The organism is Synergistaceae bacterium (genome assembly GCA_017444345.1).
Classification (GTDB): domain Bacteria; phylum Synergistota; class Synergistia; order Synergistales; family Aminobacteriaceae; genus JAFUXM01.
Window position 1 is genome coordinate 1 of sequence record JAFSWW010000084.1, and the last position, 14231, is coordinate 14231.

Here is a 14231-nt window from a genome sequence, read left to right on the forward strand (position 1 = left end):
TGCCGCCGTCTCCCACCCGCCCACCCCGACGGCGGCTTGTTCACTCTGACTCTAATTGCTGAATCCGAAAGTTTTTAAGAATTTCATGATATATGGCAGTGCAGCCCCGATTGTTATATTATGAGACGGCATTTTGCTAATGAGAATATAATCATCGCCCTCTATAAATGGGGTATTCTCGCGAATCTTGTCATAAAGAAATTTAACGTCTTGATCTATAAAATATGGTGCTAAGTGTCCGCCGAGAATATATTTTGTGTCGATAAATAAATGCAGGTTAGTTATAAAATTTGCAAGATATTCAAGAAATATTCTCCAGCGTTTTGACTCATTTAGCTTATCAGCCCGCACTCGTTCAAAAAATTTATCGGGACTCTTCCCTTCGCCTATTAATGCAGTCATTGAGCATACAGTCTCAAAGCAGCCGTGCAGACCGCAATAACATAAATCGCCGTCTTCTTTTGCCCGTATATGTTCAAAAGTTGCGCTGTGTCTGTGAATACCGTTAATAATTCTGCGCTCGCTTATTATTGCCCCGCCTAAATGCACACTCATTGATAAATAAATCGCGTTTCTTAACTCAGGCGACACCCATAATTCAGACAACGCAGCCCCGTCCGGTTCATGAACGAACATACAAGGATAATCAAGCCACTTTGTGAACACGTCAATTTTTAAGCCCGTGCACTTGAGAATTTCACCGTAAATTACAGTCTGGCCGTCTTCAGAGACTAGACACTGCAAAGCAAAGCCTATACCTAAAATTTTTTGTGATGCATTCTTGAGAGTCAGTGAGTCTATAAAATTTTTAACTCGTTCGCTGATATATTTAAAATATGACTCGTTATTATTGAATTCGATTTCTATTATTTCATAATTAATTTTTTCGGCGTATAAATTTATTGCAATTATCTTCACGGCCTCGCGCAAAATTTCGACTCCGATTGCGATTTTATGTTCAGAATCAGCGGCCCAGATTATAGGCTTTCTTCCGGCAGATTGTGAGGGTTCAGGCTGCAAATTTTCTTGAATTATTAAGCATTCTTCCTGAAGTTCACGCAAATTATATGCAACAGTAGGGCGGCTTATGTTGAGAGCCGAAGAAATTTCCTGCTGGGAGATTCCTTTATGGCCTTGCTTGTAAATTAATTCGTAGATTCTATTATGATTATTTTCGCGTATTTGTGCCGGTGTGATGCTTTTTACCATAAAAAATTTTCTCCTTTCGTGATAGAAATCGCTATAAATATAATAAATATTATACATTTTTGCATTGATAAATAATATTATTTCGTGTTTAATTATGTCAATCAATTTTATAAAACTATTTTACATAATTATATAAATCTTCGTAACTGCTTTATTTATACGTGAGCAGAGTATTATTTGCTGTACGTGAATTTAATAAAAATTTTGCGGGCGTTATTACAAGTTCGCATTATCGTGTAAGAGATTTTGCGAGTCAAAAAATTTGTGTCGTTAATCACGGCACTTAGTAATAAATATAAAGGAGGCAGCTTTAAAAGTGGGTATCATCGAAAAAATGCGTCTTGACGGCAAAAAAGGTTTTGTTACCGGAGCAGCCCGGGGAATCGGCAAGTGTACAGCTACGGCATTTGCTGAGGCGGGGGCAGATGTCGCAATAGTTGACATGGATCTTGAGACAGCAGAATCAACCGCAAAAGAAATCGCAGCTTCTACAGGACGTAAAATTATCGCGCTAAAATGTGATGTAACAGTTGAAGAGCAAGTACAATCAATGGTAAATCAAGTTATTGCGGAGTTAGGCGGACTGAATTTCTGTCATGCAAACGCCGGAATCTGCATAAACGAGTCAGCCGATAAAATGAGTTATTCTCAATGGCTGAAAGTTATTAACGTAAATCTCAATAGTGTATTCTTGACTGATACGATAGCGGGCAGATATATGCTCTCACACGGGGGCGGCTCGATAATTAATACTGCCTCAATGAGTGCTCATATCGTGAACGTTCCGCAGCCTCAATGTGCTTATAATGCGTCAAAGGCCGGAGTCATTCAGCTGACAAAATCGCTCGCTGTCGAATGGGCAAAACGCGGAGTCCGTGTAAATTCAATTAGTCCCGGCTATATCGGAACAGATTTGACTCTGAGCTCTGAATTTCTCAAGCCCTTAATTGCAAAATGGAACGAATTATCACCGGTCGGCAGGCTCGGCAAACCTGAAGAACTCGAGTCAATCTGCGTATACTTGGCCGGAGACACAAGCACATTCACAACTGGTGCAGATTTTGCGCTTGACGGTGCATTTACGTGCTTTTAATTATGGGAATCATGCTTTTATAGCGTGAAAATAAAATTTTTTATCGCAAAGGAGATATTTATATCATGAAGAAATTTTTACTCGCTCTGTTATGTGCAATTTTTGTTGTGCTCCCTGTAATGGCTTATGCTGCTGACACGGCCAAGACTGAAGGAATCAAAGCAAGCCCGGAATTTTACGCAAAAGCCGATATGTCAGTTCTTAAGGGCAAGAAAATCGGAATCACTATTCAATCACTGCAAAATGCCTACTGGGCGGGAGTTATGACAGCATTGCGCGAGATTTTGACGGAGGCCGGGGCAGAGTTCACGATTGTTGCATGTAATGACAGCTCGGCGACTCAGATTGGCCAGATTGAAAATTTTGTATCCGCCGGCTGTGATTTAATAATGGTACACCCTTCAGATGCAAACGCCGTTGAAGATGCCTGTGCAGAAGCTAGGAATTTCGGCATTAAAGTAATGTGCTGGGACGACCCTATGAAGAATACTGACGGGAACTGGATATTAAATAATACTGACTTGGGTATAGCAATCGGCGAACTTGCAGGAGATTTCATTAATCAGCACTATTCAACCGAGAAGAAAGCGCAGGTTGCAGTTATCGGTTATCCTCAGACAGTTATATTGCTTGAGCGCGAGAACGGAATCAAGCAGGGACTCGAGAATAAAGCAGCCGGAAAATATGAAATCGTAGCTTCTCAGGCAGCCCTTGAGCCAAATATCGCACAAAACGCAATGGAAATTATATTACAGGCTCACCCTGACTGCAGAGTCGTAACTGGTATAGGCGCGGGCCCCATGATCGGAGCAGATGAGGCACTCCAAATTGCAACGGGCGGCAAAATTCCCGATGACATGGGAGTCTTCACAACCGACGTAACTAAGCAGCAATTAGGACAGCTCGCAGATCCCACTTATCCGGCAAAGGGCATTATCGGCTTTGAAGGTTCAGACGAGGACACAGCGAGGGCTTGTGCTTCAATGTATGCTTTAATTCTCGGCGGAAAACTTGAACATAAAAACGTATTCAGGGGAGTTACTCCTATTACGCCTGAGACAGTCGCAAAAATTATGTCAGGTATGAAATAAAATCACGCAAAATTTTTCAGGCTTCCCGCTCAAATGGGAGGCCTCTTTTATGAATTCTACAGGAGGTGTAAACTTTGGCAAATAATGATAATGATTATGTTCTCGAACTCGAACACATAAGAAAAGAATATCCCGGAGTTATTGCTTTAAAAGATGTTACGCTGCAATTAAGACGAGGCGAAATTTTAGGACTCATAGGTGAAAATGGTGCTGGGAAGTCTACACTCATAAAATGCTGTTCGGGCGCAGTTATTCCTACTTCAGGAAAAATTAAGATCAACGGCAAAGAGTTCACGAGAATGACTCCCCAGTTAGCAGCAGAAAACGGAATTGCAATAATTTATCAGGAATTTAACAATGTCGGGGAATTATCAGCAGCTGAAAATATGTTCTTAGGCCGACCGATACTTAAGAAAAACGGAATTATTATAGATCGCAAAGCAATGGAAGAAGAGGCCGCAAAAGCATTTGAGCAGCTAAATATAAAAATTAACCCCCGCACGCTCGTTAAAAATCTTTCAGTAGGTTATCAGCAAATGGTCGAAATCGCAAAGGCAATACAGCAAAACGCCCAAGTCTTAATAATGGACGAACCCAGCGCGCCTTTGACAACAAATGAAGTAGAAAGCATGTTCAAAGTTGTAGAATTATTAAAATCCCGCGGAGTCTCAATTATATATATTTCTCACAGGCTCGAAGAAATTTTTAGACTCAGTGACAGAATCGAAGTAATTAGAGATGGCGAATATGTTGACACTCTTATAACTGACAAGGACCCCGCGACTATTCCTCATCAAGTTGACGAGCTTATAAAATTAATGGTCGGCCGCGAAATGACGCAGAAATACCCGCCTCGTGAGCCCTGTATACGTGATGAAGTAGTTCTTAAATTAGAACATGTTTACGGGAACGGGGATCAAGATATTTCTTTTGAAGTCCATGCGGGAGAAGTTCTCGGACTGGGCGGACTCGTTGGAGCAGGACGCACGGAAATAGCACAGGTAATTTTCGGAGCAAAGCCAAAAGAATCCGGCAAAATTATATTCATGGGCAAAGAAATTAACCCTAAAGCACCCAGAGCAGCAATAGATCACGGGATCGCGCTTTTACCTGAAGACAGGAAGAGGCACGGCGCATTGTTGACTAACTCAATCAAGAATAATATTTCAATGCCGATCTATGAAAGAATCTCAAAGGGTACTGTCATAAATAAGAAACGCGAGCACTCAATCGCCGAGGGTTATCGTGAAGATATTCAAATAAAGTGTCCCAGCATCCACCAGTTAGTAAAGAACTTAAGCGGGGGCAATCAGCAGAAAGTCATATTAGCAAAATGGCTCGCTGCACAGTCTAAATTAATTATATTTGACGAACCTACGCGGGGGATCGATGTCGGCGCAAAATTTGAGATTTACAAGCTGATTAATGACCTAGTAGAAGACGGAGTCGCAGTGTTAATGATTTCGTCCGAAATGGAAGAGTTAATGGGCATGTCAGATAGAATTATAGTACTCGCTGAAAATAAAGTGATGGGCGAATTGCAAAAAAATGAATTTAACGCGGATTTAATTATGTCATATGCGTCCGGCGTTGTTCCTGATAAAGATAAAAAGTTAGTTAAGGAGGCTTCTTAATTCATGAATGAGAATAAATTTTTGTCAGTATTCAAGCAAAATGCAATATGGCTTGTGTTTATAGTCGAGATAGCAATTTTCGCATATTTCAACCCGAAATTTTTATCACTTGCAAATATCGTAAATATCTCGCGTCAGGTCTCATATTACGGCATAGCGTCAATAGGCATGACATTTGTTATATTAATTGCCGGTATAGATTTGTCAATCGGGTCAATTATTGCGCTCGTTAATGTCGTCTGTGCTTACTTAATGATGAATATGGGCTGGAACATGTGGCTGGCGATTTTGATTTCTATCTTGATGGCAATATTAATCGGAATTCTTAACGGCTGGATGGTTGCGTCAATAGGGATTCCTGCGATTATAGCGACTTTTGCATCACAGACTATTTTTAGGGGAGTTGCTTATTTGCTTTCAGGCGGTCTACCCATTCCCGGAGTCGTCCTTGAGAATCCTACGTTCGGATTTTTCGCGCGGTGGTCATTAAATCGCTGGGAGTTATTCAAGTCTATGGGTAATATCGGCTTGATTCCTATATGCGCTATTATAATGATTCTGTGCTTTGCTGCTGGGAGCTTTATATTAAATAAATCGTATTTCGGACGATATTTTTACGCGATCGGTGGTAATGAAGAAGCCTCAGAATTATCAGGAATCAGAGTCAACCGCATGAAATATTTAATTTATGCATTGTCGGGCTTCTTTGCGGGCTTGGCGGGAATAGTATTATTATCTCGTTCAGGCTCGGCACAGAGTACGGCGGCTATAGGCTTTGAATTTGAAGTAATAACTTGTGTAGTACTCGGCGGCGTGTCAGTTGCAGGCGGAATCGGTAAAATGTCCGGAGTCATTGCGGGTGTGTTAATTATCGGCTCGCTTAAAAGCGGAATGATCATGATGAACGTCAGCGAATATACACAAATGGTAGTTCAGGGCTTAGTTTTGGCAATTGCGGTCGGTGTAGATTGTTTCTCGAAAAAACGTCAGGTCAATTAAAGATTTTTCATGCTCCTGTCATATAATTAAATAAATTAATTTGATGGGAGTATTTTATTTTACATGTACGAAGATTTTTATAACGAGATTGACCCGAAAAAGCGTTTTGCTATTCTTGACTCAATGCCTGAAAGTCCTGACTCTCAAATTATGCTGGAAATTTATAATGATAGATTTTCAGATCATGAGGGCAAGGGACGCAAAAATATTGACTGGTGGCTATGGCGGTGTGTCTGTCTTCAAGTTTTGTGCAACAGAGGGGGATTTTTCAGGAAGTCCCGCGATAGAGAAGTACTCGCTATAATTAACGAGCTTCATACGGACTGCAATGACGAGACCCGCAAACGTTTTCTATATTATGAATACAGGAACACAGCCAAGCGTTATTTATCGACCTGTAAGAGTTCAGATTATGCCAGTTCGTTTTTAGGATTCAGACGTGCCAGCGATGAAGAAAAAATTTTACGGGCTTGTCTTGATATTTGGCAGATGTCGGCGGGTGTAGCGAAATCTTCAGGATTCACTGATAAAATGCAAAACTGGATCGACGCTTTGAGGGACGAATTATTTAATTATGATTCTATATGCAAATCTGAATATGAGCGTTTGAATCAATAAAAATTTTTATATTTAATATCTAATCAGGAGGCAAATTTTATCATGTCAGAGTTAATGACTCAGCAATTAATGACAGAACCTAAGCATATTACATTTAGGGAAGTCGAGAAACCGAAGCCCGGCCCCGATCAAGTTCTAGTGAAAATCAAGAAAATCGGTATCTGCGGCTCTGATATTCACGTTTATCACGGGACTCACCCGTATACTTCTTATCCTGTAACACAGGGTCATGAAGTGTCCGGCCAAATTGTAGAAGTCGGCGAATATGTTAAAGATTTACACGTCGGGCAAAAAATTACGATTGAGCCTCAAGTTTTCTGCGGCCGCTGTTATCCGTGTTTACATGGGAAGTATAATTTATGTGAGCATTTGAAGGTCATGGGATTCCAGACGACTGGGACTGCGAGCGATTATTTTGCAGTCGACTCAAGCAAAGTTACTCCGATCCCTGAAGATATGCCCTATTCACAAGGCGCAATGCTTGAACCCTTAGCGGTTACTGTACACGCTGCGAAAAGATTCCCGGATCTCAAGGGCGCAAAAGTTGTCGTGCTGGGCTGCGGACCGATCGGAATTTTACTCGTTCAATCTTTAAAGGCTCTCGGAGCTGCTCAAGTTTTCGCTACAGATATTTCTGATAAGAGGCTCGAACTTGCAAAGAGTCTCGGTGCTGATTTCGCAGTCAATACAATGAAAGAAGATTACGCCGCTGAACTTGTAAAAGCATTCGGACCTGATAAAGCTGACGTAATTTATGAGTGCGCCGGAACTGATATAACAATGAATCAGGCTATACAGAACGCCCGCAAAGGAAGTACTATAATTCTTGTAGCAGTATTCGGCAAAATGGCAAATGTAGATCTCGCGAAATTAAATGACTCCGAGCTTGATTTAAATACGTCAATGATGTATAGACATGAAGATTTTGTTGACGCTATTAAATTTGTGAAAGAGGGCAAAGTCCAGTTAAAGCCCTTACAGAGTGCGAGATTTGCTTTTAAAGACTTCCAGAAAGCATATGAGTACATTGACGCGAATCGAGAAACTACAATGAAAGTTATTATCGATGTTGATCCGTTGGAGGAGTAATTTATGAAGCTAAATTATAAAGGTTTAGCCGATAAAGACTCGTGGCATAAAGCTGGAATCTCTTTACCGTCATATAATCCTGAAGAGTTAGCAGCAAAGACCCGCAATAATCCCCGCTGGGTTCACTTTGGAATCGGAAATATTTTCAGAATCTTTATAGGCGGCATTGCTGACAAGTTAATTAATTCGGGACTCTTAGATCGCGGCATAACTTGTATAGAAACTTTTGATTATGACGTTGTTGATAAAATTTATAGGCCGTTCGATAATTTGGCACTGGCTGTAACTCTTTACGGGGACGGTCATACAGATAAAAGAGTCTTAGGTTCACTCAGCGAGTCAATAAAATCTACAGAACGCCCTAGAATGAGAGAAATTTTTTCGTGTCCTGATTTGCAGCTAGTCTCATATACTATCACTGAAAAAGGTTACTCGCTCCGAGATTCTGAAGGCAAATATTTATCATATGCAGCAAACGACATGAATAACGGGCCGGAAAAATCAACGGGAGCAATGGCAGTTACTACAGCGATGTTATACGAGAGATTTAAGGCCGGAGCTTATCCCCTCGCGCTAGTCTCAATGGATAATGTATCACACAACGGCGAAAAGTTAATGAACAGCGTTATAGAGACCGCCGAGCAATGGCAAAATAAAAAATTTGTCCCGCCTGAGTTCATAGCATATTTAAAGGATTCTGGCAAAATCGCTTTTAACTGGACAATGATAGACAAGATCACGCCCCGCCCGTCCGATGAAGTCGGCAAAATGTTAGGTGATTTAGGCGTTGAGAATATGCAGACGGTCATAACTTCAAAGAAAACATATATAGCTCCGTTCGTGAATGCAGAAGAGCCGCAGTATTTGGTCATTGAAGATAAATTCCCTAACGGCCGCCCCGAATTCGAGAAAGCAGACGCAGGAGTCTATATGACCGACCGCAAGACAGTTAATTTATCAGAAAGAATGAAAGTTACAGCGTGTTTGAATCCTATTCATACGGCACTATGTACTTATGACTGCATGCTGGGCTATAAATTATTTGCTGATGGAATGCACGATAAAGATTTATCGGAATTAGCGCGCCAAGTCGGTTATATCGAGGGACTTCCAGTCGTTGAAGATCCTAAAATTTTATCGCCTAAAAAATTTATTGATGAAGTAATTAATATAAGATTCCCGAATCCATATTTAGGCGACACAAGCGCAAGAATAGCCGTTGATATTTCTCAAATGGTCGGCATAAGATTCGGCGAGACTATAAAAGCTCATATCGCAAAATTCGGCACTGCTGAAAAGTTAAATGCTATTCCCCTTGCAATTGCGGGCTGGCTGAGATATTTACTTGCAGTTGATGACAACAGAGAAAAATTTGAGCTTTCACCCGATCCCATGATTCCGGAACTCACGAGTCAATTATCAAGTATAAAATTTGGCAGGCCTGAAAGTTTTGACTCGCAATTAAGGCCGATTCTAAGCAATGCTAATATTTTCGGCGTTAATCTCTATGAAGCTGGACTCGGTGAAAAAATTGAGTCCATTTTCCGCGATCAGATTTCAGGAGTCGGAGCAGTAAGAGCCGCTCTCAAGAAATATCTATATCAATAAAATAATATGCCGGTTGAGATATTATTCCCAGCCGGTTTAAATCTTTCTTCAATGCTCGAATAAGCAGCAAATCAGTCATTAATCAAACCTGATATATTTTTCTTGAATCTTATATACACTATAAGCATTTGTATTACCTGCGATAAAAATATAGATATCCATATACCCCAGTGGCCGAGTCCTAATAATATAGCCAGTATCAAATTTGCGGGAGGCTGGAAATCTGAAAATTTCTTTACTGTAAGATTTTATCTCGTCTAAATTCTTAGCCCCGTAGCTCCTGCCTATAAGTGCTATTGCTGCCGTCTGAAAGCCTGACCCTATAGAAAAATTTACATTCATTAGGTGCATTCCTATAGCGTAAATTGCCATATCGTATGAACCCATTCTAGCAGCTATTATACTTGCTATAAGAAATCCTACACGAGTCAAAAGATTTTCTCCGGCGACTTTGTACCATTTGTTATGAATTTCGCTCAAAATTTTACGGGTGACTCTGATTCTTGACTCGATTATATACGGCAAATTCACATATAAATTTTTTTGACATGCAAATATCGCACTCACAAATAACGCCGCTACATTCCCTAACACCGTAGCAAGTGCAGCCCCGGCAATCTTCATAGCTGGGAATCCTAAATTACCGTTTATCAGCAAGTAATTAAATATTATATTCACTACGCATGATGTCAAATTCGAGATCATTGTTATTCTTGTCTTGCCGCAGCCCCTCAATGCAGCATTTATCACTAAATATATCAGCTTAAATATTAAGCCGCCTACTACAATCTGAAAATATAAAATCGAGTCATTCAAAGTGTCAGGCTGACCACTGCAGAAAAGCATTATAGGCCGGGCAAAGATAACATAAATTGTGCTGAAAATTACTCCGGCAATAATAGTTATAATCAATCCCGAAAATAATACGCCGTTCGCCCCGTCCCTGTCCTTAGCTCCTAAATGATGGGCAACGAGAACGCTAATTACAGTATTTATTGCAAAGAATAAGCACAAAACAAAATAACGAGGCTGATTTGTAACACTCACAGCAGAAATTGCAGTAAGTCCCATACTTGATACCATTTTAGAGTCGATTATATTTGCGAATGTCGTAGAAATTCCCTCAAACATTGCGGGGACTCCAATTTTCAGAATTTCCCTTGTTCGTTCATTCATGGATAATCCCTCCCAGTATGTAACCTGCTAAATAAATAGCGTCGTCTTCTGTGTATGCAAAACGATTTATAACGATAATTTTTGCGTCATTATAGCCCAGTAAACGCGAATATTTTTCCTGTAATAGCTGCTCATCACGATAAATAAACCTGTCAAAATTTTCCTGCTCGGCCTCGTCATGTTCAGTTAATAAAATCTCGTGAGACTCTAATATTCTATATTCTTGAGAGTTATTAAAGCAGTGAATTTCATAAAAATTTTTTCCGTCAAAACTTTCACCGCTTCCGAGTATCAAGCAATCATCATGAATCTTATACGAGTCAAATAAAATTTTTCCGCGTGAATAAGCAAGTATATAGCCCTCACTAGGCAATTTATTAATATCAAGCATTCCCGTTATCTCCTTTCTAAGAATTTAAGCAAATTTTTGCAGGCCTCAGAAAGTCCGTATAAATATCTCTCAAGTATTTCCGCCTTGTCAAAATGACTCCCTGCAAGTTCAGAAATCATATTTAATGCATTCTCGTCAAAAAATTTCTTGTAAAACTCTTCAGCGTCGAGTCTCCCGAAATATTCAGAAATCATCTTTATATAATCATCATTTAGCGAACGTACTAAATATTTGCCCGCTTTAGAGTCTGACTCGATAAATAAATTTTCTTTCTTGGCCTTATTTCTCGTCATTGTCCTATAATAAATATCTCGTGAAGGAGCCGCGAAAACTTCCCCGAATCCTGACTCGTTATATTCGCCTATAAATATATTTCTTAACGGAGCTATATTTATTTCCTGATTATCCCTGCGCTTAATCCTAAAAATTGACCCGGCCGACATTGCATATTCAACGGGGCTGAATTCGTCCCAGTCCTCGCAAAATCTCACAACTTGAACGGAGCTTTTATTATTGCGTATTATTTCAAGCTGTCCGGGAAGATTTAATTTTTTCTCAAGTTCATTAATTAACGAGTCTTTACTCTCATAATAGACTCCTTCAAAATTTTTAATGACTAAAGGCGACATAATTTCAAGCGTGAACTCTTTAACATTTTGCGATTCTTGCTGTGATTCCTCAAGTGAGTCAATGCTTAAATACGCCCGGCCGAAACCGATATTATTAAAGCTCCCGACCGAAATATAACCGTCATGAATAAAATAATTATAAATTTTGCGCAGAGTCTCAGAGTCAGACTCAATAAAGCCCCTGAAAATCTGCCCGCTAGAAATTGCCTGATAGTCTGGAAAATTTTCGCCGTCCTGTGAAATAATGCCGCGTTCGAGTTCTATAGAGACTGCTTTAATCTCGCTGTTATTAATATCATCAATCCATAAATTAGCGAGTCCCTTTGTCTTCTCGTTATCGCCCTCACGCTGACCGAGTGAAATTTTATCGCGTATTTGACTCTTATCTGCCTTCAAACAAGAAAAACTCGCAGGAACAGGGAAAGCGCGTTTATTATCAACTTCAGGATAAGCACACGAACATTTTATATTTGAGCCTGAAAAAATTTTCTTGACAGCCCGCAGAATTTCATAACCGGGGATATATTGCATACTCGTTGAATTAGTATCAAGCTGATTAGTGATACAAGTCTTAGTTAATATATTCAATTTATAATTTATCCGCGAATAATTGCGATTCTCTTCCCATTTTATAAATTTTGTGTTGATTCTGGGCTTGTCATAGTGCCAGTTAATTTCTGACTCGATTCGGCTGTGCTGTGAGGTGTCAAGACGGGTAAATTTTTTAACGCACTCGGTAAAATCATTGTGATATTTATCATCAAGCGTAAAATACTGCTCAAAAATTAGTCCCCTGTTAAGAAATCTGACTCCGACTTCAAAGCCGTTAATATATTTAGACTCTATGTGAGTGAATTTGCCGAGAACATTTTGCGGAAATCTTATAAATTTTTTATCGCTGGACTCGATTGCGTTCACTAAGCTGGTAAAATCAGCTATTAAAGCATCATCAAGCATTAACGAGTCAAATATGGCATTAACTCTTTCAGGCGTAAAAATTTTTTGTGCAATATCATATAATCTCGTTCTTATGAACCACGCGGGCAAATACGGCAGTCCGTGCTCATCGTAAAAAACATCTTGATTTAACAGGGCATTATAGGATTTTCCTGATACCGGATTGCATGATTCTAATAATTCGATTCTGAGTAAAGACATTTTTTTATCCCCTTGTTATTAATTCCAGCGCGTCGTACCATGCAGCAAATAAACCTTCACGACCCTGCACTGATATATAAGGCCGGCCGAGTATATCAAGATTTTCACCGAAGAGATCTCTATATTTCAGTAATAATATATTTATCATTTCAGGATTTAACAAATATGCGTCCCTGAACTCTTTACGAATTGAGTCAGATCTTATATTTTCAGAGAATACGCGTATATATTCCTTCAAATTTCCGTAATAGTCCGGCATATCTTTTCTTGACTCGTCTAAACAATAGGGCCGTAAACAAAGATTTTTGGAGCGTGAAATTTTGTAGCTTGACTCCCTCTCTGCGTCAACGTCATCAATATATTTATCGTTGCTTATTTGGAAGTCTAACCAGTTCCCCGGCCGGCCATTAATTAAATTTGCGGTCTTCTTTGCTTCTTTCTTAGCATTCCCGCAGCACTGTTCGGCGAGTCTCAGGCCAAGCCCAAAATCTTTTATTCCCGTTGTGTAGCCTATACCAGCGCAGACTGTAAAATAAATTTCTCCCGTTTTCTCGTCATTCCATAGGGGGGAGCGTGATATTTCATTCACAAAAATTTCTACAAAATCCATAGCGTAATCAGCATGACAAATTACATTTACATCGTCGCCGCCTATATTGAGTCTGCAATAATTCTCGATAAAATTTTGCCCGTTATGACTCATTTTATTATCTAAAAATTTTTCTGTGTTAGACAGCGCGCCCATAATTTTATGCTGTATATGCTCGTTCATATGCCGTATTATCTTTATTTGAGAGATATAATCATGAGATAGTGATAAAAATTTTGCTATAGTTATTTCCATGCTGTTGCCGTCAATGTATATAAATGCCTGTTTCTCGATATTAATATTATTGCGTGAGTCTGATTTGCTTTTAGAATAATCCCGCCTAAATAATGACTTTCTCGAAATTTCCTCGCCAGTGATTTCGTCAAAGCCTGTAACGGGTAGAGCTGAAATTTTTTCTTTTCTCGCAATGGGAAGAGCTCCAAACGGTATAGAATACGGCGAAGAGTTTTTTACGCGGTCTAATTCGTCATTAAGTTTATCGAAGTCATGACTCATTTTATCGGTTTTCTCGACAGCAGCCGAGGCTATTTGCAATGAATAAGTATTCTCAAGAAAATATCTCTTAATTATGCGTGTTGCTGCCTGACAGATTCGCCCAGTTCGATAAAGCATTGAAGCCTTCCCGGGGCCTATTTCTATAATTTGAGTTTTGATATTATCATCGTAAAAATAAGGCACGTCATCAAGATTTGACTCGTAATTAATGCAATATTCGTTATGATTTAAAATTTGCTGCATTGCGTGAGATATTGAGTCCTGTAAAATTCTGCCTAGTATATAATTTGACCCGATTATATCCCGGTTATTATTGCTTTCGAATATATATTTCTGAATGCCTCTAATATCATAGATACAGAGAACTTCTTTATCTAATAAATTACTCTTCACGATTTTACTGCTCCATAGTGAATATAAATTTTTGTTAA

The 14231-nt window shown here is 39.5% G+C and carries 12 protein-coding genes; 7 read left to right on the forward strand and 5 right to left on the reverse strand.

Going from position 1 to position 14231, the window contains the following annotated elements; genetic code table 11:
• Nucleotides 1–51 precede the first annotated feature (51 nt).
• Nucleotides 52–1209: an ROK family transcriptional regulator gene (locus tag IJS99_06015; protein MBQ7561370.1), complete on the reverse strand. Its 1158-nt coding sequence runs from the start codon at nt 1207–1209 to the stop codon at nt 52–54.
• A gap of 316 nt (nt 1210–1525) precedes the next feature.
• Here IJS99_06015 and IJS99_06020 point away from each other — a divergent pair, with 316 nt between their 5' ends.
• From IJS99_06020 to IJS99_06050, 7 genes are all read left to right on the forward strand, one after another.
• Nucleotides 1526–2302: an SDR family oxidoreductase gene (locus IJS99_06020; protein ID MBQ7561371.1), complete on the forward strand. Its 777-nt coding sequence runs from the start codon at nt 1526–1528 to the stop codon at nt 2300–2302.
• 65 nt (nt 2303–2367) lie between these two features.
• Nucleotides 2368–3393 carry a sugar ABC transporter substrate-binding protein gene (locus tag IJS99_06025; GenBank protein ID MBQ7561372.1) on the forward strand — a complete coding sequence of 342 codons (1026 nt, stop codon included), beginning with the start codon at nt 2368–2370 and terminating at the stop codon, nt 3391–3393.
• Nucleotides 3394–3467: 74 nt separating this feature from the next.
• Nucleotides 3468–5027, forward strand: coding sequence for a sugar ABC transporter ATP-binding protein (locus IJS99_06030; protein ID MBQ7561373.1), 1560 nt, complete (start codon nt 3468–3470; stop codon nt 5025–5027).
• A gap of 3 nt (nt 5028–5030) precedes the next feature.
• The gene (locus IJS99_06035) at nt 5031–6026 is read left to right on the forward strand and encodes an ABC transporter permease (GenBank protein MBQ7561374.1); all 996 of its coding nucleotides are present in this window, start codon (nt 5031–5033) and stop codon (nt 6024–6026) included.
• A 63-nt stretch (nt 6027–6089) separates the two neighbouring features.
• Nucleotides 6090–6644, forward strand: a complete 555-nt coding sequence (locus IJS99_06040; GenBank protein MBQ7561375.1) for a hypothetical protein — start codon at nt 6090–6092, stop codon at nt 6642–6644.
• Between the two features lie 42 nt (nt 6645–6686).
• Complete coding sequence (locus IJS99_06045) at nt 6687–7733, forward strand: alcohol dehydrogenase catalytic domain-containing protein (protein MBQ7561376.1); 1047 nt, start codon at nt 6687–6689, stop codon at nt 7731–7733.
• 3 nt (nt 7734–7736) lie between these two features.
• Nucleotides 7737–9341: a mannitol dehydrogenase family protein gene (locus tag IJS99_06050; protein MBQ7561377.1), complete on the forward strand. Its 1605-nt coding sequence runs from the start codon at nt 7737–7739 to the stop codon at nt 9339–9341.
• Nucleotides 9342–9419: 78 nt separating this feature from the next.
• On the opposite strand, the gene IJS99_06055 is transcribed toward IJS99_06050, so the two are convergent.
• The 4 genes from IJS99_06055 to IJS99_06070 all read right to left on the reverse strand — a co-directional run.
• Complete coding sequence (locus IJS99_06055; protein ID MBQ7561378.1) at nt 9420–10517, reverse strand: polysaccharide biosynthesis C-terminal domain-containing protein; 1098 nt, start codon at nt 10515–10517, stop codon at nt 9420–9422.
• A complete protein-coding gene (locus tag IJS99_06060; GenBank protein ID MBQ7561379.1) occupies nt 10510–10908 on the reverse strand; it encodes a hypothetical protein in 399 nt (132 codons plus the stop codon). Before IJS99_06060 ends, IJS99_06055 begins: the two co-directional genes overlap by 8 nt.
• Before the next feature lie 5 nt (nt 10909–10913).
• Complete coding sequence (locus IJS99_06065; protein MBQ7561380.1) at nt 10914–12695, reverse strand: hypothetical protein; 1782 nt, start codon at nt 12693–12695, stop codon at nt 10914–10916.
• A gap of 4 nt (nt 12696–12699) precedes the next feature.
• The coding region (locus tag IJS99_06070; GenBank protein MBQ7561381.1) for a hypothetical protein at nt 12700–14231 on the reverse strand (1532 nt) is incomplete at its 5' end.